This is a genomic window from Kitasatospora sp. NPDC058184 (assembly GCF_042883725.1).
Lineage (GTDB): Bacteria > Actinomycetota > Actinomycetes > Streptomycetales > Streptomycetaceae > Kitasatospora.
Genome location: NZ_JBHVVE010000003.1, coordinates 118,947 through 144,954, shown reverse-complemented (window position 1 = coordinate 144,954; position 26,008 = coordinate 118,947). Strand labels below are relative to the sequence as shown.

At 74.8% G+C, this 26,008-nt stretch carries 29 protein-coding genes and 1 pseudogene; 18 read left to right on the top strand and 12 right to left on the bottom strand.

The genetic code is table 11. The annotated features are described in order from the left end of the window. Nucleotides 1–119 precede the first annotated feature (119 nt). Nucleotides 120–902, bottom strand: a complete 783-nt coding sequence (locus tag ACFVXH_RS06920; protein WP_387820924.1) for an alpha/beta hydrolase — start codon at nucleotides 900–902, stop codon at nucleotides 120–122. 336 nt (nucleotides 903–1,238) lie between these two features. On the opposite strand from ACFVXH_RS06920, the gene ACFVXH_RS06915 reads away from it, so the two are divergent. The 3 genes from ACFVXH_RS06915 (at nucleotide 1,239) to ACFVXH_RS06905 (ending at nucleotide 2,792) form a co-directional block, all read left to right on the top strand. Then, complete coding sequence (locus tag ACFVXH_RS06915) at nucleotides 1,239–1,820, top strand: peptidase inhibitor family I36 protein (protein ID WP_387820921.1); 582 nt, start codon at nucleotides 1,239–1,241, stop codon at nucleotides 1,818–1,820. Nucleotides 1,821–1,947: 127 nt separating this feature from the next. Continuing rightward, on the top strand, nucleotides 1,948–2,334 hold the full coding sequence (locus tag ACFVXH_RS06910) for a nuclear transport factor 2 family protein (protein ID WP_387820918.1): 387 nt from the start codon (nucleotides 1,948–1,950) through the stop codon (nucleotides 2,332–2,334). 17 nt (nucleotides 2,335–2,351) lie between these two features. Then, complete coding sequence (locus ACFVXH_RS06905) at nucleotides 2,352–2,792, top strand: GNAT family N-acetyltransferase (protein WP_387820915.1); 441 nt, start codon at nucleotides 2,352–2,354, stop codon at nucleotides 2,790–2,792. Between the two features lie 237 nt (nucleotides 2,793–3,029). Here ACFVXH_RS06905 and ACFVXH_RS06900 read toward each other — a convergent pair whose 3' ends face one another. From ACFVXH_RS06900 to ACFVXH_RS06880, 5 genes are all read right to left on the bottom strand, one after another. Next, on the bottom strand, nucleotides 3,030–4,139 hold the full coding sequence (locus tag ACFVXH_RS06900; RefSeq protein ID WP_387820912.1) for a hypothetical protein: 1,110 nt from the start codon (nucleotides 4,137–4,139) through the stop codon (nucleotides 3,030–3,032). A 226-nt stretch (nucleotides 4,140–4,365) separates the two neighbouring features. Then, complete coding sequence (locus tag ACFVXH_RS06895; protein WP_387820909.1) at nucleotides 4,366–4,854, bottom strand: hypothetical protein; 489 nt, start codon at nucleotides 4,852–4,854, stop codon at nucleotides 4,366–4,368. A gap of 301 nt (nucleotides 4,855–5,155) precedes the next feature. Continuing rightward, nucleotides 5,156–5,896 carry a DUF6193 family natural product biosynthesis protein gene (locus tag ACFVXH_RS06890; protein ID WP_387820907.1) on the bottom strand — a complete coding sequence of 247 codons (741 nt, stop codon included), beginning with the start codon at nucleotides 5,894–5,896 and terminating at the stop codon, nucleotides 5,156–5,158. A gap of 130 nt (nucleotides 5,897–6,026) precedes the next feature. Beyond that, nucleotides 6,027–6,704: a GNAT family N-acetyltransferase gene (locus ACFVXH_RS06885; protein ID WP_387820905.1), complete on the bottom strand. Its 678-nt coding sequence runs from the start codon at nucleotides 6,702–6,704 to the stop codon at nucleotides 6,027–6,029. Between the two features lie 154 nt (nucleotides 6,705–6,858). Beyond that, nucleotides 6,859–7,359: a peptidylprolyl isomerase gene (locus ACFVXH_RS06880; protein ID WP_049650895.1), complete on the bottom strand. Its 501-nt coding sequence runs from the start codon at nucleotides 7,357–7,359 to the stop codon at nucleotides 6,859–6,861. A 408-nt stretch (nucleotides 7,360–7,767) separates the two neighbouring features. On the opposite strand from ACFVXH_RS06880, the gene ACFVXH_RS06875 reads away from it, so the two are divergent. Then, nucleotides 7,768–7,974: a cold-shock protein gene (locus tag ACFVXH_RS06875; protein ID WP_387821639.1), complete on the top strand. Its 207-nt coding sequence runs from the start codon at nucleotides 7,768–7,770 to the stop codon at nucleotides 7,972–7,974. 33 nt (nucleotides 7,975–8,007) lie between these two features. On the opposite strand, the gene ACFVXH_RS06870 is transcribed toward ACFVXH_RS06875, so the two are convergent. Then, entirely contained in the window at nucleotides 8,008–9,114 is a 1,107-nt protein-coding gene (locus ACFVXH_RS06870) for an RCC1 domain-containing protein (protein WP_387820902.1), read from the bottom strand. A gap of 293 nt (nucleotides 9,115–9,407) precedes the next feature. Between ACFVXH_RS06870 and ACFVXH_RS06865 the strand changes: the two genes are divergently transcribed. Then, on the top strand, nucleotides 9,408–11,057 hold the full coding sequence (locus ACFVXH_RS06865; RefSeq protein ID WP_387820899.1) for a hypothetical protein: 1,650 nt from the start codon (nucleotides 9,408–9,410) through the stop codon (nucleotides 11,055–11,057). An 88-nt stretch (nucleotides 11,058–11,145) separates the two neighbouring features. Here ACFVXH_RS06865 and ACFVXH_RS06860 read toward each other — a convergent pair whose 3' ends face one another. Further along, on the bottom strand, nucleotides 11,146–11,358 hold the full coding sequence (locus ACFVXH_RS06860) for a hypothetical protein (RefSeq protein WP_380779898.1): 213 nt from the start codon (nucleotides 11,356–11,358) through the stop codon (nucleotides 11,146–11,148). A gap of 85 nt (nucleotides 11,359–11,443) precedes the next feature. Then, on the bottom strand, nucleotides 11,444–11,698 hold the full coding sequence (locus tag ACFVXH_RS06855; RefSeq protein ID WP_049661285.1) for an acyl carrier protein: 255 nt from the start codon (nucleotides 11,696–11,698) through the stop codon (nucleotides 11,444–11,446). A 124-nt stretch (nucleotides 11,699–11,822) separates the two neighbouring features. Here ACFVXH_RS06855 and ACFVXH_RS06850 point away from each other — a divergent pair, with 124 nt between their 5' ends. Both ACFVXH_RS06850 and ACFVXH_RS06845 read left to right on the top strand, forming a co-directional pair. Further along, entirely contained in the window at nucleotides 11,823–12,011 is a 189-nt protein-coding gene (locus tag ACFVXH_RS06850; protein WP_387820894.1) for a hypothetical protein, read from the top strand. Between the two features lie 198 nt (nucleotides 12,012–12,209). After that, nucleotides 12,210–12,962 carry an SDR family NAD(P)-dependent oxidoreductase gene (locus ACFVXH_RS06845; protein ID WP_387820891.1) on the top strand — a complete coding sequence of 251 codons (753 nt, stop codon included), beginning with the start codon at nucleotides 12,210–12,212 and terminating at the stop codon, nucleotides 12,960–12,962. A gap of 52 nt (nucleotides 12,963–13,014) precedes the next feature. Here ACFVXH_RS06845 and ACFVXH_RS06840 read toward each other — a convergent pair whose 3' ends face one another. Then, on the bottom strand, nucleotides 13,015–13,644 hold the full coding sequence (locus tag ACFVXH_RS06840) for a putative glycolipid-binding domain-containing protein (protein WP_387820888.1): 630 nt from the start codon (nucleotides 13,642–13,644) through the stop codon (nucleotides 13,015–13,017). Between the two features lie 162 nt (nucleotides 13,645–13,806). Between ACFVXH_RS06840 and ACFVXH_RS06835 the strand changes: the two genes are divergently transcribed. The 11 genes and pseudogenes from ACFVXH_RS06835 (at nucleotide 13,807) to ACFVXH_RS06785 (ending at nucleotide 24,821) form a co-directional block, all read left to right on the top strand. Continuing rightward, nucleotides 13,807–15,306, top strand: a complete 1,500-nt coding sequence (locus ACFVXH_RS06835; protein ID WP_387820885.1) for an ATP-grasp domain-containing protein — start codon at nucleotides 13,807–13,809, stop codon at nucleotides 15,304–15,306. Beyond that, nucleotides 15,300–15,875: a GNAT family N-acetyltransferase gene (locus tag ACFVXH_RS06830; RefSeq protein WP_387820882.1), complete on the top strand. Its 576-nt coding sequence runs from the start codon at nucleotides 15,300–15,302 to the stop codon at nucleotides 15,873–15,875. Before ACFVXH_RS06835 ends, ACFVXH_RS06830 begins: the two co-directional genes overlap by 7 nt. Before the next feature lie 133 nt (nucleotides 15,876–16,008). Then, a complete protein-coding gene (locus tag ACFVXH_RS06825; RefSeq protein ID WP_074001123.1) occupies nucleotides 16,009–17,154 on the top strand; it encodes a hypothetical protein in 1,146 nt (381 codons plus the stop codon). A 119-nt stretch (nucleotides 17,155–17,273) separates the two neighbouring features. Then, nucleotides 17,274–17,855, top strand: a pseudogene (locus ACFVXH_RS06820) (DUF4331 family protein); the annotation flags it as partial. A gap of 148 nt (nucleotides 17,856–18,003) precedes the next feature. Continuing rightward, entirely contained in the window at nucleotides 18,004–18,285 is a 282-nt protein-coding gene (locus ACFVXH_RS06815) for a hypothetical protein (protein WP_387821665.1), read from the top strand. A gap of 80 nt (nucleotides 18,286–18,365) precedes the next feature. Beyond that, nucleotides 18,366–19,043, top strand: a complete 678-nt coding sequence (locus ACFVXH_RS06810) for an HAD family phosphatase (protein ID WP_049653676.1) — start codon at nucleotides 18,366–18,368, stop codon at nucleotides 19,041–19,043. Nucleotides 19,044–19,228: 185 nt separating this feature from the next. Continuing rightward, nucleotides 19,229–19,594, top strand: a complete 366-nt coding sequence (locus ACFVXH_RS06805; protein ID WP_049653674.1) for a hypothetical protein — start codon at nucleotides 19,229–19,231, stop codon at nucleotides 19,592–19,594. Between the two features lie 219 nt (nucleotides 19,595–19,813). Next, complete coding sequence (locus ACFVXH_RS06800; RefSeq protein WP_074001126.1) at nucleotides 19,814–20,914, top strand: substrate-binding domain-containing protein; 1,101 nt, start codon at nucleotides 19,814–19,816, stop codon at nucleotides 20,912–20,914. 104 nt (nucleotides 20,915–21,018) lie between these two features. Continuing rightward, the gene (locus ACFVXH_RS06795; RefSeq protein WP_049653670.1) at nucleotides 21,019–21,828 is read left to right on the top strand and encodes an ATP-binding cassette domain-containing protein; all 810 of its coding nucleotides are present in this window, start codon (nucleotides 21,019–21,021) and stop codon (nucleotides 21,826–21,828) included. Further along, nucleotides 21,825–23,075: a sugar ABC transporter permease gene (locus tag ACFVXH_RS06790; protein WP_387820876.1), complete on the top strand. Its 1,251-nt coding sequence runs from the start codon at nucleotides 21,825–21,827 to the stop codon at nucleotides 23,073–23,075. Before ACFVXH_RS06795 ends, ACFVXH_RS06790 begins: the two co-directional genes overlap by 4 nt. Nucleotides 23,076–23,567: 492 nt before the next feature. Continuing rightward, on the top strand, nucleotides 23,568–24,821 hold the full coding sequence (locus ACFVXH_RS06785) for an RICIN domain-containing protein (RefSeq protein ID WP_387820873.1): 1,254 nt from the start codon (nucleotides 23,568–23,570) through the stop codon (nucleotides 24,819–24,821). A 169-nt stretch (nucleotides 24,822–24,990) separates the two neighbouring features. Here the strand turns inward: ACFVXH_RS06785 and ACFVXH_RS06780 are convergent, their stop codons facing one another. Beyond that, on the bottom strand, nucleotides 24,991–25,542 hold the full coding sequence (locus ACFVXH_RS06780) for a hypothetical protein (RefSeq protein WP_387820870.1): 552 nt from the start codon (nucleotides 25,540–25,542) through the stop codon (nucleotides 24,991–24,993). A 14-nt stretch (nucleotides 25,543–25,556) separates the two neighbouring features. Continuing rightward, nucleotides 25,557–25,991 carry an ATP-binding protein gene (locus tag ACFVXH_RS06775; RefSeq protein ID WP_387820867.1) on the bottom strand — a complete coding sequence of 145 codons (435 nt, stop codon included), beginning with the start codon at nucleotides 25,989–25,991 and terminating at the stop codon, nucleotides 25,557–25,559. Nucleotides 25,992–26,008: the final 17 nt, after the last annotated feature.

Below are 26,008 nucleotides of genomic sequence, written 5' to 3'. Positions count from 1 at the left end.
TGGGTGGGGGGGGGGGGGGGGGGGGCCCCCCCCGGGGCGGCGGGGGGGGGGGGGGGGGGGGCGTGGGGGGGGGGGGGGCGGCGCCGGCGCCCCCCCCCCGCCCCCCGCGACCGCGCGCGTCACGCCGGCGAGGTGGCCGTCGGGCCGAGGTGCCGGGTGAGGAAGCGGGCCGCGCTGTCGGCCTCTGACCTGGGGAAGTCGAAGTGCTTGCCCGCGTTGGCGTGCAGTGTCTTCTCCGTCGAGGCGAAGGCGTCGAAGAGTGCGAGGGCGGCCTCGCGCGGGATGCGCTCGTCGTCCCACTGCATGGCGAACTCGATCGGGACGGTGATCCGCCGCGCCTGCTCGACCAGGGCGTCGGGCCACATCAGCCCGAAGACCGCGGCCGTGATCCTGGGCTCGGCCGCCACCAGCGGCACGCCGAGCGCGGTGCCCATGGCGATGCCGACGTAGCCCACCGGCCCGTCGGCGCCGATCTCCGGCAGCTCCTGGAGGGCGTCCAGCGCCGCCTGCCACTCGGGTACGGCGAGCTCGGCCAGGCGGGCGTTGTAGCGGACGACGACCGGGCCCTCCGGCTCGCCCGCCGCCTGCGCCGCGCGCAGTTCGGCGATGTCCGCCTCGTCCTGCGCGCTGCGCGGCCGGTCGCCGTGCCCGGGTGCGTCGAGGACGGCGACGTGGAAGCCGCAGCCGGCCGTCAGGAGCCGCGCCCGGCCCGCCATGGAGGGGTGCTTCTTGTGGGCGCCGCCGCCGTGGCCCATCAGGACCAGGGGCGCGCGACCGGTGCCGGTGGCAGGGGAGGCGGGTGACCAGAGCACGCCGGGGACGCCGCCCACGGTGAAGTCGCGTTCGGTCATGCCCTCCGCCGTGGACTCGGCGGTGAAGTGAAGGGGCTGGGAAGAGTGCATCGGTGTGGCCTTTCGGGAGTTGCCTGCTCATCGCGGCGCTCCCGGCGACACCCTGCGTCAGTCGCCGGCCGTGAACCCCAAGGGGAGCACCCATATCGGTACTGCGGTCATGGGTCTCACCTCCTCGGGCGGTGTCACGGTCGACTGCAAGCTACAAGCCCGGGCCTCGTCCCGTCCAACCCTTTTTCCCGGCCACGTGATCACGGCTCCACGCGCCCCGGTGCCAAGCGGCCGTACGCATTCCTACAAGACCGCCGCTTCCGCGCCCGGACAGGATGGGCTTCCGAAGGACCCCTACAAGGAGGTTTCATGCTGAAACGCCTGAAAGCGGGAACCATGAAGAAGCGTCTACTCGCGGTGCCCTTCGCCGTCGCGGCCGCCCTGGCGGTGTGCGTCGCCCCGGCCGCGTCCGCCGCCACCGGCGCTGGTGGCTCGGGCGCCGGCCAGGCGGGCTTCTCGGCGCAGGCCCGGGACCTGGGGCTGAGCGGTGCCCAGGCCAGGAGCCTGCAGGACCGGGTCGACGACTACCTCGCCAAGACCCCCGGGGCGAGCCAGGTGGCCGTCAACAAGATCGCCCTGCCCGGCGGCGAGCTGCTGCTCCCGCTGCCCGGGGAGGAGCGGGCCCGCGACCTCGCCGCCAAGGGCGACTCCCCCGCCCTGTCCTCGGGCTGCCCGTACACCTACGTGTGCGCGTACAGCGGCACGAACTTCACGGGCGAGGAACTGCGCCTGTTCACCTGCAACTACCCGGTCCGCATCTACTGGACCGGGACCGGATCGTGGATCAACAACCAGCGGTCCACCCTGTACGCCAGGTTCTACGGCGCCGACGGCAACGTCGGCTGGACCTCGCCCGGCGGCTACAGCGAGGACCGCGCGGCCCCCTGGGGCTGGGTCTACTGGCTCAGCCCCTGCTAGAACGGCCGCGTCGGAGTGGGAAGTCGGCCAGGCCGACTTCCCACTCGCTACCACACAGGCGACCGGAGCACGACAAGAACGGTCCACTGCGGGTGCTCGGCACGGTCGCGTTGCTACGTTCCGGCCCATGGACTTCACCAGCATCGCGAACTCGTTCGTCCAGCACTACTACGCGACCTTCGACGGCGGCAGCGCCACCCGCAACAACCTGGCGAGCCTCTACCGCCCCGAGTCGATGCTCACCTGGGAGGGCAAGCAGGTTCAGGGGCAGGCGGGCATCATCGAGACGATCAACAAGCCCGAACTCGCCGTCGTCAAGCACAGCGTCGCCTCCTCCGACGCCCAGCCCGCCCCGGGCGGCGGCGTCCTGGTCCTGGTGACCGGCAACCTCGCCGTCGACAACGCCTTCGACAAGCCGATGCAGTTCACCGAGACCTTCAACCTGCAGCCGATCCCCGGCCAGCCGGGCGGCTTCTTCATCTACAACCAGGTCTTCCGCCTCGTCTTCGCCTGATACGGCGGCCCGCTCCGGTGCTGCGGCTGCGTGAACTGGCCGACGGCGACGCCGAGTCGGTTCGCCGCATCCATGCCGACGGGTCCGCCAGGGATGTGTGGTTCGGCGCGATGACCGGCGTCCAGGCCCTCGCCTACGTCCGCGAGGCCGCCACGGACCCCGGGCTCCTCGTTCGCGGCATCGAGGTGGGCGGGGACCTGCTCGGCGTCGTCCGGCTCCGGCTCGACCCCGGCCGCGGCACCGGCCGGCTCAGCTACGTCGTGCGCGAGGACGCCCGGGGCAGCGGCCACGCCACCGCCGCCGTACGGCAGTTCCTCACCGGCGACGGCCTGCCCGCCCGGGTGCTCGCCGTCCACCGGGAGGCCAACCCCGCCTCCGGCCGGGTCCTCGCCAAGGCCGGATTCACCCCCACCTGCACGAGCGCCGGCCTCGTCCACCACGAACGCGCGCGCCGCTGAACGGCGCTCTGGAGTAGGAAGTCGGCCGGGCCGACTTCCTGCGCCTCCCGTGGCGTGGTGACGGCACGTCACTCCGAGCGGGACGGCAGCAGCGTGCCCCGCTCGTTGTTCCGAGCACGGGGCGGGGTGCTCCGTCGGACACCGGTGGGCAACAGGCAGCCTCGCCGCGGGCCCGGAGTGGGATGACGGACCCTCCCGCTCATCGACACGAGGGTCCGTTCGGGCCCGGGGCCTACATCAGAAGAGGCCCGCGCGCACGTACTGGGTGAGGTTCTCCAGGATCTCCCGCAACCACGGGTACCGGACGGCCGGCAGCCGGGCCAGGGTGTGCCGGAACACGCCCGCGTCGGCCCGGAAGGGGTAACGGGTGCGCGGAGCGGGCGGGTCGTCGCGCAGGACGCCGTCGGGCATGCCGCCCGACGCGGGGACGGGCAGGTGCGGCTCGGGGAAGGCCAGCCACCGCCACACCCCGACCGGCAGCGGCACCGGGTACGCGTGGGAGGCCTGAGCGGGCGGGGCCCAGGCTTCTCCCGTCCGGGGGTGGGTCGGCACGAGGAGGATGTCGGCCCCGCTGTCGGGGGCGGGCAGTCCCGGTCCGGCCAGGACGGCGCGCAGCGGCGACGGGCCCGCGGGCAGCAGGGCGTCGAGGGCGCGTTGGAACACCTCCGCGGCCAGGCCGTGCGGGACGGTCACCGGACGGCGTTCCGAGGCCGCCAGCAGGTGGGCGAGGGCCCGGCCGGCCGCGGCCTCCCACTGCGGGCTCCACGACCAGAAGTGGCCCGACCCCAGCCGCGGGCCGCCCCACGTGGCGATCGGCTCGAACGGGGGCGTGCCCTTCCCCTCCGCCACCGCCTCCGTCCAGGACAGCGGCGCGACGGGCTCTCCGTCGACAGGGAGGCGACGCACGGCGTCCGGCGCGAGCCACACCGCCTGCCAGAGCGAGCAGTCGTCGACCCGGCTCGCCACCGGCCGACCGCAGGCCGCACAGGCCGTGTTGGGGCCGTCGGCACCGTCGAGGCCGCAGCAGGAGCCGCCGCGCCCCTCCGGGATCAGCAGGGTGTTGCGCGCGTCCCCCGGAGCGATGACGACCGCGCCGGGCGGGCCGTCGGACAGGGCGGGGACCGGCGCGTGGATGCCGCGGGCGGCCGCCTCGTCGGGACGGACCTCCTCCCACCGCCGCCAAGGCGGCCCCCAGGGCTCCGGGTCCACGGCGAACGTGCCGGGTTCCATCAGCACGGGGAGTTGGAGCCCGTTCCCGTACTTCTGGTGGGCATGGACGGGCAGGGCGACCTGGAACAGTGCGGTGGTCAGCTCGGCCCCGCACCCCGCGCACACAAAAACGAACAACTGTCCTCCGTCTGGGAAACGGAGGCATCCTCGCAGCTCAGGGGCGGCCGGCCAAGCGGGTTTCCGGACCAGCCCCGTTCGTCACCGGGAGCGGCCGGGCCGCTCCGGGTGCCGAACGGCCCGGGCTGTCCGGGCCGTTCGGCATCGAGCCACGGGGCACCGTCCTTCGCGCGCCTGCGCCGGGTGGGCGGCGCAGCGGTGCGATCGGCGGTGCCCGGGGGCCGGGTCAGGCCTTCCAGGCGCCCCAGTAGACGTCGGCGTTGTTGCCGGAGCCGCTGTCGCGGGTCGTGCGGAACATGCCCTGGGTGGTGCCGTTGTCGTCGTAGCCGTTGGAGCCGGTGTAGGGGTTGTTCCAGTGCAGCCTGACGGTTGCGCCGTTGCGCCAGCCCTCCTCGCAGTTGGATGCCTGGAACGTCACCGAGCCCTCGGTGCCGGTCATGAAGCCGTTGCTCTCCGACTGGAAGACGGCGTCCCCGGTGTTGCCCAGCCACTGCGGCGGCTCCTGGCCCTGGGTCCAGATGCCGTGGGACAGCGAGTAGTCGGTCCGGTTGAGCATGCAGCCGGTGCCGTTGTGCAGGTGGACCGTGGTGCTGCGGGCGGCCGAGAGGGCGGCCTGGGCGGGGGCCGGGGCGGCCTGGGCGGTGCCGGTGGCGATGGTGCCGAGCCCGATGGCGGTCACCGCGGCCAGCGCGGCGGTACGTGCGGAGATACGCATGGTCTCCCTCGATTCCGTGGGTCGTGGGTGGGTTGCGCGGGCTGTGTTCCGCGCCGTGGTGAACGATCCGGCCGGCCGGTCAACGAACGGTGGACGGCGCAGTGAACGCCGTGACATGTGCGGTTCATCGTTTGTCGACGCACATGGTGTTCGCGCACCCGGGAGGCCGCGCCGCCCGCCTGGCCGCAGGACGCGGGGCGGGGCAGGGCGGCCCGGCCCGGTAGTTGACGACGGCGCTCGCGTGCGGCCAGGGGACCGCAGTGGCGCGGCAGGTGGCCAGGAACTCGTAGCGGTCGTCGGCTCAGGAGGGCACGGCGTCGTCGGGCAGCGCGTCGACGACCGCCGCGACGGCCGCCTCCGCGCCGTCGACGTCCTGCAGCCGCCCGTCGTCGAACCGCACCCGGTAGCGGCCGTCGCCGAGTGGCGCGACCCTCGGCAGGTCGTAGGAGATCGGCGGCGCCGCCCGGCGGCTGAAGGTGAGCCAGTACATGCTCCGGCCCGGCGACAGGGCCCGCAGGCGTGGCTGCGCGTGGGCCGCCTCGACGAGTTCCCGCAGGCCGGTTTCGTGCCGGCGCTCGTGCGTGGCGGACTCGCGCAGTCGGCGCCACCGGACCGGCACGGCGTCGCCCCGTTCGTGGGCCTCGGCCAGTTCCCAGGTCCGTAGGAAGGGCCACCGCGCGAGGAGTTCGGCGAGGCGGGACCCCGCCTGCCAGGTGGCCACCGCCCCGGCGGCCTCGGCGAGGTCGCCGGTGCTGCCGGTGGCCAGGTGGACTCCGCCCGCCCAGCAGCTGACGTCGAAGCCGCGCTCCCTCGCCGTCATCCCGACCCGTGTCGACCGGTCCCCGGCGCTCACCCGCGCCGCCGTCCGGCGCCGGCCCGGCTCGACGGCCGGCTCGCCCCCGAGCCGGAGCCCCGCCCGATCGGCTTGTGCCCGAAGGGCGTTCAGCAGCGACCCGGCCCGCGCCACGTCGGGGTAGTGGGCCGCGTAGGGGCGCAGGGCGTCGCCCTCGTCCGCTGCCGGGACGGGGGTCTGTTCGGGCATGCGGTCGAGTCTGCCAGGCCTCGGCGCCGCTTTCCGGTGCTCACGAACGAGTGAACGGACAGCCGCGGGTGGTCGTGCGGTTCGGCGGCAGCGTGTACATCGCCTGACCGTACCGCCCCAAAGGCCCCACTCACGCGGGGTCTGAAATGCCCTCGCCGCGGTCGCCCGGCAGGCCGAACAGCGGCAAGCAGGGCGCCAGCCCGTCGACGGTGACGGGGACCTCGCGCCGCGCCTGCCAGCGCTCCCGGGTGAGCCTCAGCCGCCGCTCCGTCACGCCGCGCCCGCGGACCACGTGGCGGTCGACGCCGTCGGGTTCGTAGCCGTGCTTGCGCGACACGGCGTACGAGGAGGGGTTGTCCTCGAAGGCGCCCGACACCGCCTCCGTCGCGCCCAGGCCCGCGAAGGCCAGGTGCAGGACGGCGGCGCGCATCTCGGTGCCGATGCCCTGCCGCTGGTGCCGCGCGCCGAGCCAGGAGCCGGTGGAGGCCTGCCGCAGGACGGCGAAGTCGCGGGCGGCGACGGTCTGCAGGCCGACGACCCGGCCGTTCTCGAAGACGGCCAGGTTCAGCGCCCAGTCGTCCGGGGACCAGTTGCCCAGGCGCAGCCAGTGGTGCTGGACCACGGAGCGGGCGCGCTGGGCCGGGGGGAGGTCGGTCCACGGGACGATGAAGGGCATCCGGTCCGGTTCGTGGACGCCTTGGGCGGCGAGGTCGGCCAGGGCGGCGAGTTCGTCGTCGGCGGGCAGGCGCAGTTCGAGGCGGGGGGTGCGCAGGCGCAGGCCCAGCAGCGGCCAGTGGTCGGTCAGCATGCGCCATTGTCGGGGGCGGTGGCGGCCGCGGTCATCCGGATTTCCGCGTTCCGGCCTCCGGGCTTTCCCGGCCCTGCTCCGGCGCGCCGCGCGGAGTGGGAAGTCGGCCGGGCCGACTTCCCACTCCCGACCGCTCCCCGCCCGCTCGTCCGCCCTACTCGACGACCTCGGCCTTCACCAGGACCACGTCCTCCTTGGGGACGTCCTGGTGGCCGGCCCTGGAGCCCGTGGCGACGGCCCTGATGGCGTCCACGACCTCCTGGCCCTCGACCACCTCGCCGAAGACGGCGTAGCCCCAGCCCTGGGGGTTCTTGCCGCTGTGGTTGAGGAAGTCGTTGTCGGCGACGTTGATGAAGAACTGGGCGGTGGCCGAGTGCGGGTCCCCCGTGCGGGCCATCGCCACCGAGTACTTGACGTTCTTCAGGCCGTTGTCGGCCTCGTTCTCGATGGGCGCGCGGGTCTCCTTCCGCTTCAGTCCGGGCTCCATCCCGCCGCCCTGGACCATGAAGTTGTCGATGACCCGATGGAAGACCGTCCCGTCGTAGAAGCCGTCCGTGACGTACCGGAGGAAGTTCTCCACCGTCGCCGGGGCCTTCTCCGCGTCGAGGCGCAGGACGATGTCGCCGTGGTTGGTACTCAGTTTGACCTTCGACATGATGACCTCACTGTCTGCATGGTGGCGGCTACGAGAACGCTCACCGCGCATTGTGGCAGGAGGGGCGGCCGGGGCTGCTGAGGTTCCCGTCGTGGCGCCGGGACGCGGGAAGTCGGCCGGGCCGACTTCCCGCTCCGGGCGCTTGCGGGAGAACGGCCCCCGCCCGCACTGTGAGTGGGCGATCGGCTACGTCCCGTCAGGAAGTGCGCGATGTCCCCTCTCTCCCTTGTCCGCGGCCGCGTGACGGCCGTGGTGTGCGTGCCGCTCCTCGCCCTCGCGGCCCTGATCGCGCTCTGCGCCCCGGCACAGGCAGCCCCCGCACAGGCGACCCCGACGCGGGCGACCCCCGCACAGGCGACCGCGGACCGGTCCGCGCCCGGGCCGGTGGCGGCGGAGGGCCGCCGGGCCCTGGTCAACTTCGGCACCGTGAAGTGGTTCAACGCCGAGAAGGGGTTCGGCTTCATCACGCCGGACATCCCCGGCCCGGACGTCTTCGTCCACTACTCGAGCATCGTCGGGGGCGGGTTCCGGAGCCTGACGGAGGGCGAGCGGGTGGAGTACCAGGTGGAGCAGGGCCCCAAGGGGCCGCAGGCCGTCGACGTCATCCCGCTCTGAGCACGAAACCCGCCACGCCGCCCGCCCGGGGCCTCAGTTGGCGAGGCTGAAGTCGCCGCCCACCGGTGCGGCGATCTTGTCGATGCCGGTGAGCGCGGTGAGGGTGGGCACCGGGGTGCTGCTGTCGGTGGTGGTGCCGTCGCCGAGCTGGCCGGAGCCGTTGCTGCCCCAGGAGTGCACGGTGCTGGTGCCGGACAGCGCCACGGTGTGCTCCCGGCCGGCGGCCACCAGCCGGACGTCCGTCAGGCCGGGGACGGTGACGGGCAGGACGCGGAAGACGGTGGTGCCGTCGCCGAGTTGGCCGGCGGTGTTCTGGCCCCAGGCCTTGAGGCGGCTGTCGTCGTCGACCACGGCCATGCTGTGGTTGCAGCCGGCCGCGATCTGCGAGACGCCGCCCGACCAGGTCGGCCGGGTGGCGACCGGGGTGAAGCGGTTGATGGTGGTGTTGTCGCCGAGCTGGCCGGTGGCGTTGTAGCCCCAGGCCTTCACCGAGGCGCCGGCGCCCGGCTTGCCGACCAGGACGAGGTTGTGGCCGGCCCCGGCGGCGATCCGGCTCACGCCGGTCAGGCCGGTGACCGGCGCCGGGAGGCCGCGGCTCGCCGAAGTCCCGTCGCCCAGCTGGCCGTTGCCGTTGTAGCCCCAGGCCCACACGGTGCCGTCCTCGCGCAGCGCCAGGCTGTGGTGGAGGCCGGCGGCGATGGCGACGACCTTGTGCAGGCCCTCGACCCGGACCGGGACGCCGCTGTCGGAGTTCGTCCCGTTGCCGAGCTGGCCGTGGGTGTTCTGCCCCCAGGCCACCACGGTGCCGTCGGCGAGCAGGGCGAGGCTGTGCGCGCCGCCGGCCGCGATGTCGGTGGCGTCGGAGACGTCGACCACCTGGCCGGGGGCGTTGTGGCTGAACACGGTGCCGTCGCCGAGCTGGCCCGAGCCGTTGACGCCCCAGGACTGCACCGTACGGTCCGTCAGCAGGGCCAGCCCGTACCCGAGGCTCGCACCGGCGCCGCCGGCGGCGATCTTCACCACCTCGGCGCTGGTGAGCCCGAGGACGGTGGTGGCCGTGGTGCGGAGGTCGGCCCAGGTGCCGTCCCCGAGCTGGCCGGAGCGGTTGTTGCCCCAGGACTTCAGGCGCTTCTCTGCCATGCGACGATGCCTCTTAACTGATGTGACAATAAGTCAAATCGTCGACACGTCAGGACGGTTGACGAGTCCGCGATCATGGCCCGACGCTACCCACGCGCCCGCCGCCCGCACCGGAAGCCGCCACGCGGCCACCCGAACGGGTGATGGACCCCCGCAGCCCGGCACCGGCCGCGACCCCGCACGCATTCCACACACCCCTGCCGTTGTGTATACGGCCCGTCACCCCTAGTGTCGGCGGTCTCCGCGCGCGGGGCAGCGCGCGGAGACCGTCACGCCTTGAGGAGGGCAAGCCCGTGGCCGACACCTTCGTGCCCATGGAGCCGACCGCGTACGTCACGCGACGGAACCTGGCCGGCGCCAAGGAACTCCCCGACGCCCCGGCCGACTTCGAGAACGCCCAACGCGGCCTGCTCGCCGCCCCGCCCTACCGGGCCCTGCCGTCCCTGGACGGCGAGGAGGCGGTCTGGCACTTCCACGCCTTCGACTTCCACACCTCCGACACCCCCGCCGACGACGGCTCCCCGGTGGCGGCTGCGCTGCGCCGCCAGGGCCGGCTCGCCGTCCCCTCGGGCCTGTTCCGGGTCGCCGACGGCCTCTACCAGGTGCGCGGCTTCGACCTCGCCAACCTGACCGTCGTCACCGGCCCCCGCGCCCTGCTGGTGATCGACCCGCTCGGCTCGTACGAGACGGCCCGCGCCGCCCTGGCCCTGTACCGCTCCACCACCGGGGACACCCGCCCGGTGCGGGCCGTGGTCCACACCCAGAGCGGGGTGGACCACTTCGGCGGCGTGCGCGGGCTGTTCACCGGATCCCGCGCCGGCCTGCCCGCCGGACCGCCCGCCGACCTCGCGGTGTACGCGCCCGACGGGTTCCTCGCCGACGCGGTGCTGCGCCAGGTCACCGAGGGCGCCCGGCAGGCCCGCCTGGTCGACTACGCCTACGGCACCCGGCTCGGCATCGGCCCGCTCGCCCTGGCCGGCTCCGACCTCGGCCGCACCGTCTCCACCGGCCGGCCGGACTTCCTCGCCCCCACCGACACCGTCGGCGGCCCGCTGTCCGCCCCTACGCCCCGGGCCCACTGGCCCGCCTGGACCGGGATCCCCTGGCAGGAGGGCCTGTACGCGGTCGAGGCCGCCGGGGTGCGGATGGTCCTGCGGCCCGCGGGCGGGCACGCCTCCCCCGCCGAACTGAACCTCTACCTGCCCGCGTACCGCGCCGTGTACCTGGCCGGCGCCGGACTGCTCGGCGCCCCCGGCCCGGCCCGCGCCGAACTGCTGGACGCCACCGCCGCCGCCTTCGGCACCCCGGCCGAGGTCGGACTCGGCGCCTACGGGCACCCGGTGTGGGGCGCCCCGTACGTGTCCGCGTGGCTGGCCGCCCACCGCGCCGCCGCCGGCGCCCTGCCCGACGCGGGCGCCGTCGCCCCGCTGCTCGCCGCCCCCGGCCACCTGGACACCCCCTCCCGCACCGTGCGCGAGGTGTGGGCGCGCCTGACCGGCACCGCCCTGGGCGCCGCCCGGCCGGCCGTCACCGCCCGGGCGCAGCTCGCGGCCGCGGACGGCGCACACCGGGACGGCACGGAACGGTACGGCTCCGAACAGGACGGCGCGCGGCGGGCGGTGGACGCGGCGCAGCGCGCGTACGACGGCGGGGGCGGTGGCGGCGGGGGCGCGGTGCCGGACTACGCGCGGGCGGTGCTGCTGCTGGACCCGGTGGTCGGCGCCTGCGCGATCCCGTCGGCCGTCCCGGCGCCGGTGGAGCGGCGGGCGCGGGCGCTGCAGTCGGCGGCGCTCACCCAGCTCGGCTACCTCGCCGCGCACGGGCGGCTGCGCAACGCGCTGCTGACGGCGGCCCGTGACGTCCTCGGCCCCGGCGCGGTGGCACCCCGCTTCGCGGCGACGGTCCACGACCTGGCGGTGTGCGCGGACCCGCTCGCGATCTGAGGCACGCGCGCGGGGCCGGACGCGCCCGTCCGCCCGCCCTCCGGTGTTCGGGCCGGAGGGCGGGCGGACGGACGGGGGTGACGCGAGGTCAGTCCAGGGCCAGGAAGCTGCCGACGTTCTCGTCCGGCCGGAACTCGCCCGGCCCCAGGGGGTTGAGGATTCTCGTCTGACAGTTGCCGTCGGGGAAGAGCAGGATGGTGCCGCCGGTCCGGTTGGCGATGGCGGTGTCGGCGCCGAGGCCGGGGTAGCACTGGCCGCCCTGCGGGTCCCGGACCTGCTGGAAGTTGCTGCCGTTCTCCATGATCACGACACCGGGCGCCGCCGAGGCGGTCGAGTCGTACGGGCCGGTACCCGGACGGCCGGGCCGGCTTCCCGCTCCGGGTCGTTCAGGAGCCGGACGCCACCTGGGCGTTGACGTCCTTGAGGAACTCGGCGACGGGACGCCCGAGCAGCTCCGCGCTGTCGACGGAGACGCCGTAACGGTTCTCCACGTCGGCGAGGACGCCCAGCACGCCGAGCGAGTCGACGCCGAGGTCGAGGAACATGCGGCCCGGTTCGGCGAGTTCCTCGGCGGTGACCTGGACGCCGGCGCGGGTCCTGACCAGGGTGGCGAGTTCCTCGTAGGTGATCTCGGCGGCCATCGGGCCCTCCTCGGGGTGCGTGGGGCGGCAGGGCCGGAGGGTGGCGGATCGCTCAACGGGAGGCCCTGTGGGCGCAGTTGTACGTGGTCGAAAGGCGTCCGGTCCAGCTCGTTCACTCGTACGCGTGAGGCCTTCACGGGGATGGTCGGAACGGCCCGCCCCGGCCCACCCCCGCGACCCCGACCCCGACCGCGCCGCCGCCGGGCACCTCCTCGCCCCGCTGACCGGGCCGCTGGAGCACCGGCCGGACGCGGACGTGCGGGAGGTGGCCGCCGAGGCGGTGGACGTCCTCCCGCGCGCCTACGGCACCTGAGCCCCGGGGCCGGGGAATCCGGGGCCGGGGCACCCGGACGGCGGGCGGGCTCCCGTGCGGCGGCGGGCGCGTCCGCCCGTGCCGCGCCGCCTGGACGACGGGGCGCCGCACCGCCGGGCGTGGTTCGCTGGAGGGGCGGGCGCCGGGCGCGCGCCCGCCCCCGCTGCGAAGCACCCCGTTCTCCGAAGGGCCGTGGTCATGATCTCCTCCTCCCTCGCGGGCAGGGTCGCGCTGGTGACCGGCGCGACGAGCGGCATCGGCGCGGCCACCGCGACCGCGCTGGCCGAGCAGGGCGCGCACGTGCTGGTCGCGGGCCGCGACGCGGCGCGCGGCGAGGCGGTGGTGGCCGCGATCCGGGCGGGCGGCGGCAGGGCCGACTTCGTCGCCGCCGAGCTGCGCGACGTCGCCGCGGTGCGGCGCCTCGCCCGTACGGCCACCGCGCTGGGCGGCGGCCGGGTGGACATCCTGGTCAACAACGCCGGCGTCTACCCGTTCGGGCCGACCGAGGAGACGACCGAGGAGGAGTTCGACGCCGTCTACGCCCTCAACGTGCGGGCGCCCTACTTCCTGGTGGCCGAGCTGGCCCCGGCGATGGCCGCGCGCGGCGCCGGGGCGATCGTCAACATCAGCACCCAGGCCGCCTCCCACGGCGCGCCGGGCATGTCCCTGTACGGCTCCAGCAAGGCGGCGGTCAACCTGCTGACCCGCACCTGGGCCGCCGAGTACGGGCCGCGCGGCGTGCGGGTCAACGCCGTCGGCGCGGGGCCCACCCGCACCGAGGGCACGGCGGTCATGGGCGAGGGCCTCAGCGACATGGCGGCCGAGGCGCCGGCGGGCCGGCCCGCCGAGGCCGAGGAGATCGCCGCCGCGGTCGTCTTCCTGGCCGGCGACGCGGCGGGCTTCGTCCACGGCGCCCTCCTGCCGGTGGACGGCGGGCGCACCGCGGTCTGAACACCCCCGGCCTCAGGCCCGCGCCGGGCCTGGGGCCCCGGGCCCTGGCCCGTCAGGCGATGCGGTGGGCCAGGCCCGGGTACTCGGCGACCAGGCCGTCCGCGTCCAGCAGCAGGTCCGCCCGGTAGTCGCCGGAGGCGTAGCGGACGGTGGCGCGGCCGTCCTCGTGGCGGCGCAGGTGGGTGTAGGTCTGGCGGGAGGGCACGACGACCAGCTCGGGCACGCGGATCCAGGCCATCAGGAAGTGGTGCTCGCCGGGGCCCAGGTGGAGGCCGTGGCGCAGCACGGGCGGGGTGTTGGTGAGCGGGGACAGGCCGAGGTCGCAGTCGAGGGCGCCGTCGAGGTCGGGTCGGGGGGTGCCGTCGACGGTCCAGCGGCCGGTGGTCTCGTCGCGGCGCAGGTCGAGGGTGCGGGTGGTGTCGTGGGTGCGGGCGGTGACGTGCATGCGGCGGGTGGTGAAGCCGTCGCCGGTGTCGAGCCGGTAGTCGAGCCAGTACGGGGCGGGCTCGGCGGCGGCGGCGCGGCCGTGGGCGGTCAGGGCGGTGGGGCCGAGGTCGATCCAGGAGGTCTCCAGGCCGGCGGTCTCGGTGACCCGCCAGGTGGGTGCGGCGGTGCGGGTGGCGGCGTGTTCGGCGGGGCGTTCGGCGGGGCGGTTCGGGTCGGGGGCGGTGCTGCTGTTCATTCGTGCACGGTACTGCCGGGTGCCGACAGCGGGCCCGACGGGCCGTCAACACGGGGGGCTCCTTCGTTCGGGTGAGGGCGGGGGCGGGGCGTGCCTCGTGCGGGGCGGGGCGGGGCGTGCGGTGGCGGCGAGCGCCGTCCCGGGCTCTCCATAATCGCGTGGGTGATCACATCCTGTGACGAAGCGGTGGCCCGGCTGCGGGCCCTGCCCGGACTGTCGTGCTGTGCCCGTCCCCTGAACGTGCTGCCGCTGCTGCGCACCGGCTGCCTGTCCGCGGTGGTGAGCGTGGAGGGCCCGGACACGGGCTGGGCGGGCGAGTTCGGGGCCTCCTTCCACGCGCTGGAACCGGAGCGGGGGGTGCGCGACCACACCCCGGCGGGGGCCGGGGTCCACACGGTGCTCCGCGCGCTCGCCGGCACCCTGGACGAGGACGAGGACGAGGACGGGGGCGCGGACGGGGGCGCGGGCGCGGCGGGTGGCGACTGGCGGGGCCGGGAACTGGCGCTGCTGCCCTACTCGGCGATGAAACCCGAGTGGCGCACGGCACTCGGCGCGCTCGGCACCCGCCTGCTGGAGCCGCCCTCGCACGTGGCCCTGCCGATGCTGAGCGACAAGCGGGCGCAGCGCGCGTGGCTGCGGTCGGTGGGGGCCGCGACCCCGGCGGACGCGGTGGTCCCGGCGCTCGACCACCGGGAGCTGCGCCGCCGCTTCGGCTCCCCCTACGTGGTGCAGACGCCGGTGGGCTCCAGCGGCAAGGGCACCCACCTGGTCGTCGACGAGGCGGACCTGCAGCCGATCCGCCAAGTCGGCGGCGGGCCCTGGCTGGTGAGCGGCTACGTCGAGGGCGTCGCGCTCAACGTGCACGTGCTGGTGTCGGCGGACAGCACGGTGCGGGTACTGCGCCCGTCCGTCCAGCTGACCCGTATCGAGGGTGTCGGCGCGCCCTTCGGCGCCTACTCCGGCTGCGACTTCGCGGCCCCCGCCCTGCTGGCGCCGCTCGCCCTGGCCCGGGCCGCCGCCGCGGCGCGGCGCGTCGGCGAGGCGCTGGCCGCGCTCGGCTACCGGGGCCTGTTCGGCGCCGACTTCGTCCTGGACGGCGAGCGTCCGCTGCTGCTGGAGCTCAACTGCCGTATGCAGGGCTCGACCTGGCTGCTGGGCGAGCTGGAGCTGGCGGAGCGCGCGCTGCCGTCCGCGCTGCGGCACGTGCTGGAGCTCTACGGCCACGCCACCGGCGGCGAGCCGCGTACGGACGCGGCGGGCGCCGTGCAGCTGGTGGTGCGGCACACCGGCGCCCCGGTGCGGGTGGCGGCGGCGCCCGCCGGCGGCCTGCACCGGCTCAAGGACGGGCGGCTGCGGTACTGCGGTGCCGGGTTCGGCCTGCTGGAGTGCGGGCCCGACGACTGCGTGCTGCTGCAACTCCCCTCCCCCGGCATGGTGTTGCACCCGGGGGTGCCGCTCGCCCGGATCGTCGCCCGGCATCCGCTGACCACCCCCGACGGCACCGCGCTCACCGCGCCCGGACGCAAGCTGCTGGACGCGCTGCGCGCGGGCTTCGTCCTCGAACCCCTCGAACCGTACGGCCTGCCCGGGCCCTCCGGCCCCGCCGCCGTCCCCTCCGCCTCCGCGGGTCCCTCCGCCGCCGCCCCCCGCGCGCCGTGGTGAACCCGCGCCCCGACCCGCGGTCCGACCCGCTGTACGTCCGCACCGCGGTGCCCGCCGACCTGCCCCGGCTGGCCGCCCTGCGCGCGGAGGCCGCCGCGTGGATCGCCCTGGAGCACGGCTCGGCCCAGTGGTCGGACCCGTACGACGCCCAGCGCGGCCTGGCACTGATCGCCCTCGGCCTGACCGTGGTCGCCGCGCTGTCGCCGCACGGCGAGGCCGTCGCCACCCTCACGCTGCGCCCCACCGGCAGCCCCCGGCTGTGGACCGGCGAGGAACTCGCCCTCCCGGCCCGCTACGTGAGCTCCTTCACGGTGGACCGCCGGTACGCCGGGCACGGCATCGGCACCCGCCTGGGCGACTGGGCCTCCTGGCGGGCCGCGCGGGCGGGCGCCGCCCTGCTGCGGGCGAACGTGTGGAGCGACAACGCCGCCCTGCACGCCTACTACCGCGCGCGGGGCTGGCGTTGGGTGCGCACCGCGGCCGGCAGCCGCAGCGGCGCCCTGTTCGAGCGCGCCGCGGACGCGGTGGCGCCGCCGCTGGTCCACGAGGCGGGCCGCCTGCGGGCGTGACCCCCCGGCGTCCGGACGGCGCGGGCCGGTCGGTCGGTCAGCACGGTGTCAGCGCGCCCGGACAGCATGGCCGGTGAGCCGGCGAGAGCGCACGGCCGGGACAGGACGACGGGACAGGAAGAGGAGACGAGACATGAGCATCAGCCGCAGGTCCGTGCTGCGGACCGCCGCGGCCGCCGTTCCCGCCCTCGCGTGGGGCGCGGCGGCGCCCACCGGGGCGGCGGCGGCCACCGCCCGGGAGCGGTCGGCACCGCGGGAACAGGCGACGCCGCAGTGGCAGGTGACGCCGTTCCCGCTGCGGAACGACTTCGGCGTCAGCGGCCTGGCGATGACCGGCGCCGCGGCCGGCTTCGCCGTCGGGTACCAGGTCGCCTTCTGGGGGCCGGTCCCGTACGACGTGCCCGCGGTGTGGAGCTGGGACGGAGCCCGGTGGACGGAGGTCGAGGGCGCGGTCACCGGGGCCAGCGGCCGGCTGTACGCCGCCACCGCGGCCGGCCCGGCCGACGTGTGGGCCGTGGGCGACAGCGGACTGGCCGTCCACTGGGACGGGCAGGGCTGGAGCCGGAGCACGGTGCCCGGCACCGCCGGCGGCGCGTTCTCCGGCTTCGCCGTGGCCGGGGCCGGGAGCGCCGTCTGGGCGGTGGGCCGGGCCGGCTCGTCCGCTGCCGCCGCGCGGTGGAACGGCTCGTCCTGGGAGGGCGCCGCCCTCCCGCTGCCGCCCGGCACCTCCCAGCTCACCGCGGTGCGGGTCGCCGGGCCCGGCGACGTCTGGGCGGCCGGCGACTACCAGGCGTCCTCCGGCGCGCTGTACCGGCCGTTCGTCGTGCACTGGGACGGCAGCGCCTGGTCCCAGGTGGCCGCGCCGTCGTACCCGAACCTCGACGTGCGGGTGCTCGACCTGCTGGTCGCGGGCCCCTCCGAGGTGTGGCTGGCCGGCGGCACCGGCCGGTACAGCCAGTCCGGCCTCCGGAACGCCTTCGCCACCCGCTGGGACGGCACCGCCTGGAACGGCACCCGCACGCCGCCGGCCACCGACCCGCACTACTTCCTCGGGCTGTCCCTGCGCGGCACGGAGGTCTGGGGCGTGGGCTACAGCGGAGACTCCCCCGTCCAGCGGTGGACCGGGTCCTCCTGGGCGGTGGCCCCCGCCCCGTTCGCCTTCACCCAACCGGGCGTGTTCACCACCGGCCCGGACGGCACCACCTGGCTCTTCGGCTACGGCGCCCCGGACGCCAGGACCGGGGCGGACCCCTTCACCGCGCGACTGCCCGCGAGCTGACGCCCCGCCCGCCGCCACCGGGCCCCGCCCGCCCATACCCGCGCCCGTACCCGAACCCCCGCCCGCGCCCGCCCGGGTGGCGCAGCGGGGCGGGCCGGGGGCGGGCGGGCGTGCTAGCAATGGCCGAGGGGGTCGGGGGGTGTCCCCGCGCAGCCCGCCCGACCTCGGAGGCCGTCTTGTCGCACCACCTCAGCGGACCGAACCTGCGCTCACCCGAGGGTGACGCGCGCCTGGACCTGACCGACCTGTTCGCCTTCGCCGCGCCGGAGCCGGGGCGGACGGTGCTGATCATGAACGTCAACCCGGTCGCGCCGTCCGGCGGGCAGGCCTTCCACCCGCAGGCGGTGTACCGGATCGACATCGACACCGACGGGGACCGGCGGGCCGACCTCGCGTACAGCTTCACCTTCTCCGAGCCGCGGGACGGGGCGCAGACCATGACGGTGCGGCGGGCCGCCGGCGAGGGGGCGCGCGGGCTGGAGGCGGTCGGCGAGGTGCTGGTGGCGGACGCGCCGGTGAGCTTCACGGGCACGCCCGCGGTGGTGGAGGCGGGCGCGCACCGGGTCAGCGCGGGGCTGCGCAGCGACCCGTTCTTCGCGGACCTGGACGGGATCGTGAAGGACTTCCAGTGGACGGGGGTGGACTGGGGCGCGGACAAGAACGTGTTCGGGATCGTGCTGGAGGCGCCGGACGCGCAGTTCGGGCCGGCGCCGGAGATCGGGGTGTGGGCGCGGGTGAGCGTGCGCAAGGACGGGCACCTGGTGTCGGTGGACCGCGGGTGCGCACCCGTCGCTGACGGCGTACTTCAACGAGGAGGACGCCAAGGAGGCGTACAACGCCGGGGATCCGGTGGACGACTGGGAGAACTACCGGGAGCCGTGGACGGCGAAGCTGCAGCACTTCGGCGGGTACACCACGGACGCGGCCGAGGCCCAGCTGCGGATCGTCCTGCCGGACATCCTGCGCTACGACCGCGCCCGCCCGGCCGGCTACCCGAACGGTCGCACGCTGAGCGACGACGTCACCTCGGCGCGGCTGACGATGCTCACCGACGGCAAGGTGCCCGGCGACCACATCGGCCCGCACACCGACCTGCTGCCCGCCTTCCCGTACCTGGGCCACCCGCACTGAGCCCGCCGGGCCCCCGGCGCCCGCGGCGGGGCTGCGGACGCCCCCGCCGCCCCGCCGCGGGCGCCCCGTAGGGTGGCGGCATGTCCCTTCCCGTGGAGCTGGTGGTCTTCGACTGCGACGGTGTGCTGCTCGACAGTGAGCGGCTGGCCGTGCGGGTGGACGAGCGGGTGGTCGCGGAGGTGGGGTGGCCGCTGTCGCAGGAGGAGATCGTCGAGCGGTTCCTGGGCCGTTCGCACGCGTTCATGACCGCCGAGATCGAGGCGCACGCGAGCGTGCCGCTGGAGCCGGGCTGGGACAAGCGCTTCCAGCACCTGTACGACGAGGTGTTCGCCGCCGAACTCGCCCCCGTGGAGGGGGTGGTGGCGGCGCTGGCGGCCCTGGAGCGGGCCGGGGTGGCGGACTGCGTGGCCTCCTCCAGCAGCCATGCGCGGCTGCGCTCCACGCTCGGGCGGACCGGGCTGCTGCCGCGTTTCGCCGGGCGGGTCTTCAGTTCCGAGGACGTGGAGCGCGGCAAGCCCGCCCCGGACCTGTTCCTGCACGCGGCCGCCACGATGGGCGTCGAGCCGGCGGCGTGCCTGGTGGTCGAGGACAGCAAGTACGGGGTGGCGGCGGCGCGGGCGGCGGGGATGCGGTCGCTCGGCTTCCACGGCGGCCTGACGCCCGAGGCGTGGCTGGCGGGGCCCGGCACCCGGACCTTCGCGGACATGCGGGAGCTGCCGGCGCTGGTCGCCGGGGCGGCCTCGCTCCCGCTGCCGTAGCTCCGTGGCGGGCCCCGGTTCCGACTGCGGCTCCGACTCCTGCTGCGGCTGCGGCTGCGGGGGCGGGGGCAAGGAGGCGCGCCCCTGTCAGATGTCAGGGACCGCCGCGGGCACCGGATTCCTAGGCTGACGGGCACCGGACGCAACGGTCGTCCGTCCTCGTACCAGCCAAGGGAGAACCACCCATGCGCAGGATCACCCGTACCGTCGCCGCCCTGGCCCTGGCCGCCGCCGCCCTGACCACCGTGGAGGCCGGCGGCGCCGGCGCCGCGGACGGGGCGTGGGCGGGCTGCCCGTCGGGCGCGGTCTGCGTCTACCCGCAGGACCAGGACCCGGCGGTCAGCCCCAGCGACGTCTACTGGAGCTACGGCGCGCACAACCTGAGCGGCCAGTACGGCATGCACTGGGTGCTCAACAACCAGACCGGCGGCGCGCACGCCCGCCTGTGCCGCGGTTCGGGCGGCGCCGACTGCGTCTACGACCTCTCCTCGCCGAAGGGCGTCTACTACGACCTGGGGCCGATCAACTCGATCACCCTCGACCGTCCCTGACGGTCACTCAGTTTCCATCAGGCAGTGCCCGCCGCGCGAGGGGAGCGGCGGGCACTGCCGCTGTCGCGCGTCGTGACCCCTGAGGCGTGTTCACGAACATAACGAGTAGTGGTGGATTCCCGGCAGTCTGGTTTTACTTATTGACGTCATGTACGCGCCCAGGTTTAACTCCCCCCACCCCGCCGCGAAGCCGCGGCGACCCCCAGGGAGAGGTATCCGATGAACGCCGCACTGCGCCGCGCCCTCGTCTCCGCCGTGGGCCTCGTCCTGACCCTGTCCATGACCGCCGCCTGCGGCAAGGCCGCCGGCGCCAAGGGCGACTCCTCCTCCGCCGCCGGCGACCCGAACGCCATCGGCCTGCTGCTGCCCGAGAACGCCTCCTCCGTGCGCTACGAGTCCTTCGACCGCCCGTACATCGAGGCCAAGGTCAAGGCCCTGTGCGCGCAGTGCAAGGTGCTGTACAACAACGCCGAGGGCAGCGCCGCCAAGCAGAAGCAGCAGTTCGACACCCTGCTCGCCCAGGGCGTCAAGGTGATCGTCCTGGACCCGTACAACGCCAAGTCCACCCAGGACTGGGTCCAGGAGGCCGCCGCCAAGGGCGTCAAGGTCATCGCCTACGACCGCCTGGCCGCCGGCCCGATCGCCGCGTACACCTCCTTCGACAACGAGAAGGTCGGCGAACTCCAGGGCCGGGCCCTGCTGGACGCGCTCGGCGCGCAGGCCGCCGACGCCGACATCGTCATGATCGACGGCGACGAGGCCGACCCGAACGCCGCGGACTTCAAGACCGGCGCGCACAAGGTCCTCGACGGCAAGGTCAAGAAGGTCGTCTACGAGCAGTCCGGGCAGTGGGACCCCGTCGTCGCCGGACAGAAGATCTCCGCCGCCGTCACCGAGTTCGGCAAGAACGGCTTCCAGGCCGTCTACTCCGCCAACGACGGCATGGCCGCCGCCATCATCACCCAGCTCAAGGGCGCCGGCATCAAGGTCCCCGTCGGCGGCCAGGACGCCTCCCTGGACGCCATCCAGCGCATCGTGGCCGGCGACCAGGCGTACACCATCTACAAGGCCTACCGCCCGCAGGCCGAGGCCGCCGCCGAACTGGCCGTCGCCCTGCTGCAGGGCAAGGACGTGAAGACCATCGCCACCGCGAGCGTCGACAGCGCCACCGCCAAGAACATCCCGACCAAACTGCTGGACGCCAAGATCGTCACCAAGGACACCATCGCCTCCACCGTCCTGGCCGACGGCACCTACAAGGCCTCCGACATCTGCACCGCCGACTACGCCGCCGCGTGCGCCGCCGCCGGGCTCAAGTAGCCCGGCCCGCAACGGCATCCACCGGTCAGGCCCTCAAGTAGCCCGCCCCGCACCAGAACCCTTCGACCAGGTCTTCAAGTAGCCCCTCCCCCAAGGTGGTTCCCGTGACAGGCGCACCCGTCCTGCAGCTGCGCTCGGTCTCCAAGCGCTTCGGTGCCGTCCAGGCCCTCACCGACGTCGACCTCGACGTCCACGCCGGCGAGGTGCTCGCCCTCGTCGGCGACAACGGCGCCGGCAAGTCCACCCTCGTCAAGACCATCGCCGGCGTCCACCCCGTGGACGAGGGCACCCTCACCTGGCAGGGCGAGCCGGTCCGCCTGGCCCGCCCCCAGGACGCCGCCGCCCTCGGCATCGCGACCGTCTACCAGGACCTCGCGCTCTGCGACAACCTCGACGTCATCGCCAACCTCTTCCTCGGCCGCGAGAAGCGCCGCCGCGCCCTGCTCGGCCCCGCCCTGCTCGACGAGGTCGCCATGGAGCAGCACGCCCGCCGCCTCCTGGACACCCTCGCCATCCGCATCCCCGACGTGCGCGCCCCGGTGGCCGCGCTGTCCGGCGGGCAGCGCCAGGTGGTGGCCATCGCCCGCGCCCTGGTCGGCGAGCCGGCCCTGGTGGTGCTGGACGAGCCCACCGCGGCCCTCGGCGTCGAGCAGACCGCCCAGGTCCTCGACCTGGTGGAGCGGCTGCGCGAGCGCGGCCTGGCGGTCGTGCTGGTCAGCCACAACATGGCCGACGTACGGGCGGTGGCCGACACCGTCGCCGTGCTGCGCCTGGGCCGCAACAACGGGGTCTTCCCGGTGGCCGGCACCACCCAGGAGCAGATCGTCGCCGCGATCACCGGCGCCACCGACAACGCCCACGCCCGCCGCCGGGCCCGCCGCACCGAGCAGGCCGAGGAGGCCGAGGCCGTATGAGCACCCCCGACGCACCCGCCACCCCCTCGCCCGCCGATCCGCGGCTGCATCCGCCCGCGCAGGGCTGGGCGGGACTCGCGCGGGCCGCCCGGCGCCGCCTGGGCTCCGGCGAGCTCGGCTCGCTGCCGGTCGTCGTCGGCCTGGTCGTCATCGCGATCGTCTTCCAGTCCGTCACCCACCACTTCCTGCAGGCCGACAACCTCACCAACATCACCCGCTTCATCGCCGGCCCCGGCCTGATCGCGGTCGGCGTCGTGTTCGTGCTGATCCTCGGCGAGATCGACCTCTCCCTCGGCTCGGTGGCCGGCGCGAGCGCCGCGATCGCGGCGGTGCTCGCCGTGCGCCAGGGCTGGAACGAGTGGCTCGCCATCGCCGCCGCCCTCGGCGCGGCCTGCGTCATGGGGCTGCTGCACGGCCTGTTCTTCGCCCGGGTCGGGGTGCCCGCCTTCGTGGTCACCCTCGCCGGGATGCTCGCCTGGAGCGGCCTGCAGGAGTACGTGCTCGGCGACGCCGGCACCGTCAACAACCGCCACGACGGCGTCGTCGCGAGCCTGGACACCACCTTCCTCGGCGACGGCGACATCGCCTACGCCTGGGGCCTGGCACTCCTCGCCCCCGTCCTCTACCTGGCCGCCCGCCTGCACACCGCCCGCCGCCGCCGCGCCGCCGGCCTCACCGCCGCGCCGGCCTCCGACAGCGCGATCCGGGCCGGCGCCCTGGCCGTCCTCACCCTGGCCACCGCCTACGCCCTCAACCAGGACCGCGGCCTGCCGCTGTCCCTGGTCGTGCTGCTCGGCGCCGTCCTCGCCACCGACTTCGTGCTGCGCCGCACCCGCTACGGCCGGCAGGTCTTCGCGGTCGGCGGCGGCGTCGAGGCGGCCCGGCGCGCGGGTGTCAACGTCGCCCGGGTCCGGATCTCCGTGTTCGTCCTCTCCGCGTTCCTGGCCGGCCTCGGCGGCCTGTTCTACGCCTCCCAGCAGGGCTCCGCCGACAAGCAACTCGGCGGCGGCAACGTCCTGATGAGCGCGATCGCGGCGGCCGTCATCGGCGGCACCAGCCTCTTCGGCGGCCGCGGCAAGACCTGGTCGGCGCTGCTGGGCATCCTGGTCATCCAGTCCATCACCACCGGGCTGGACATGGTCCACGCCGCCCAGGCCATCCAGTACATGATCACCGGCGCCGTGCTGCTGGCCGCCGTCGTCCTCGACTCCCTGACCCGCCGCAGCCGCAGCAGCGGCCGGGGGTAGCGCGGGGCGTCCGGCGTCCCCTCGGCCCGGCACCCCGCCGCAGCGCGGGGTGCCGGGCCGTCGTGGTGCGCGGAGGGGAGGACATCGGCCAGGCCGGGGTGACCGGATATCCCTCCGCCCCGGGGCGTCGGCGCGCAGGCGGGGACGGCCCGACCCCGGATCGGAGGCAAGTGCACCTTCGGCGGGCGAATGTGCCACTGCGTCGGATCAGGGCTGGCCGCCCGGCCGCCGCGTCCGCCCCCGGCCCGGCCGGCGTGCCCGCGTCCCGCGCCGCACGGCCACGGCGGTGGCGGGCGGGCGCCGCCCGCGCGATCGGGGAACCGGCCATTCCGACCCGTCCCGGACCGGCGGCCCGTTGACCTGTTCTGGCATGGTCCCGTCAACAATCCCGCAGCTATGTTCGTTTGCGACCGGCACCACCACACCGACCACACCACCACCCGGGCTCCCGCCTGTCCTGACGCGGAGTCCGGGCGCCAGGGGGGAACAACGATGCGTCACTCACGCTCATCCGGCCGCCGGCGCGCGGGGCTGGTCGCCCTCGCCGCGGTCTCCGCGCTCGGCACCATGGCGGCCATGGCCCCGGCCGCGGCCGCCACCCCGGCACGGACGGCCGCCGCCGTGGCCGGGGACCCCGCGCTCGGCGACACCTGTACGGCCGCGGACCTCGGCAAGCGCTACCCGTTCATCAAGTCCCTCCAGGTCGTCCCGACGATCACCCACTTCAAGGGCTGGTACGTCACCGACGGCGCGACGGGCTCCCAGACGGTGACGGCCACCACCCAGTCGGTAGTGACGGTCTCGGTCGGCCTCGACGCCTCCATCACGGGCAACTTCGAGATCGCGACCCTCGCCAAGGTCGAGGCGAGCGCGAAGCTGAGCGTCAAACTGGAGTCCTCCACGACCAGCACCGAGTCGAAGTCGATCACCTGGAACTTCCAGAAGCCCGGCTACTACGCCCTGTACGAGGGAACGCGGAAGGTCACCGGCCAGTACGGCAGCCTGAACTGCAACCGCGTCGACACGGGCAACGGCACGCACGCCACCAAGTGGGTCGAGGGCCCCGGCGGGGGCAGCTACACCACCTTCACCACCCTGGAAGAGGGCGCGGTGCGCTGCGAGGACGCCGTACCGGCGAACAGCATCATGCGCCGGGCGCAGGACATCCTGGGCTGCACCGCCCCGCTCCGCACCGACGCGGCCGCTCCGGCCAAGGCTGCGGCCACCACTGCGGGGATCAAGCAGGACTGGCCCGGATTCCCCGGCACCACCGCGCCGCCCGGCTTCACCTGCGACACGGCCAACTACAAGATCGCCACACCCGACCGCGCGCTGTTCTGGTCCGCGCCCGGCTTCCTGGACTGGGGCAGCAACAACATCCAGCTGCGGCCCGCCGCCCAGGGCTGGCCGCAGGGCCAGGACCAGTGGCAGCTGTGCAGCGGCCCGACGGCGAACGGCATCGCGGAGCAGATCCTGATCAACCGCTCGACCAACAAGTGCCTGGCCGTCCCGGAGGCGACCGCCGCCACCGAGGGCACCATCCTGCAGCAGGCCGACTGCAAGGTCGACGACCTGCAACGGTTCTACTTCTACCGCGACGTCCCCGGCAGCGACAAGATCGGCGTCCAGAACAAGTACACCGGCCACATGGTCGGCCACGACCGCAACGCCGACGGCCAGCCCCTGCGCCAGTACAGCATGGGCAAGGCCGACGGCACCGGCACCTACGTCCTCGTCAAGGCCTGACCAGAGCCCGCACCGGTTTCCCCGCGGGTGCCGCCGACCACGGCGGCACCCGCCTTCAGCCTGTCCTCGTGCGTGCCCTCTGTCGACTCCGCCCGGAGCTGCCCTTCGCCCTGCTCGCAGGCCTACGGCAGCGGACGCGCTCGGCCGATCCGGCCGCTCTGCACGGGAGTCAGGCGCGGGCGGCTTGGGTGCGGCAGTGGGCGAGGGCGTACTTGACGCGGATCTCGGAGTGGGCGGTGGTGGTGAGGAGTTCGCCGGCGGCGACGAGGGTGGACCAGTAACGGACGGGATCGCCGGTGCGAGGCATGGGCCGGGCGGCGGCGAGCGAGAGGTACGCGGTGGTCAGGTTGCCGGTGGTGAACCAGCGGGTCAGGCCGTGCTGGTGGCCGGCGCGGATGCCGCCCATGGCGTCGACAGCGGCCAGGAACAGGTCGACGACGGCGAGTTCGGTGTCGGTGAGCGACTTGGGGACGTCGAAGACGCCGAGGGCTTCGAGGAGTTCGCCGGTGTCGGTCTCGGAGTCCGGCCGGGGGTCCGAGAGCAGGGCGTCGTAGCACTCGTCCAGGCGGCGGCCGGTCTCCGCGAGCGGGATGTCGAGGGCGAGGCACACCGCGCGGGCGGAGGAGAGGGGCTTGCCGGTACGGCGAGCGAGGAGCGCGTACGTCTCGGCGGGCGTGCGGCCACGGGAGAGGGCGTGCCGCGCCAGGGTCGTGAGATTCATCAGCGGTCGGACTCTCAGGCGTTGACGAGGACGGGCGCGGGGATCGGGGCGACGAGCACCCACACGAACTTGCCGATCCCACCCGGCCGGGAGGAGCAACCCCAGCGCTCCGCAAGCTCGTTGACGAGGAACATCCCACGCCCGCGCTCGTCAGACGGCGTAACGACACGGAGGGACGGACGGCCACTACCGGCGTCGTGCACCTCCAGCCGCAGCCGGGAGTTGACGAGGGCGAAGCGAACCTCGATGTGGCAGTCGTCCGGCCCGTCGGAGTGCTGGACGGCATTGGCGAACAGCTCCCCGAGGAGCAGCTCGGCCGTGTCGGCGTAGCGGTCACCGGAGGGCAGCCCGGAGAGGTACGCGCGGAGCAAGTACCGCGCCAGAGGCGTGGATTCGATGCGGGAGTCGAGGCACGCGACGAACGCGCGGGGCCGGCGGGCTTTGAGCATGGTGGACCTCGAAGGGA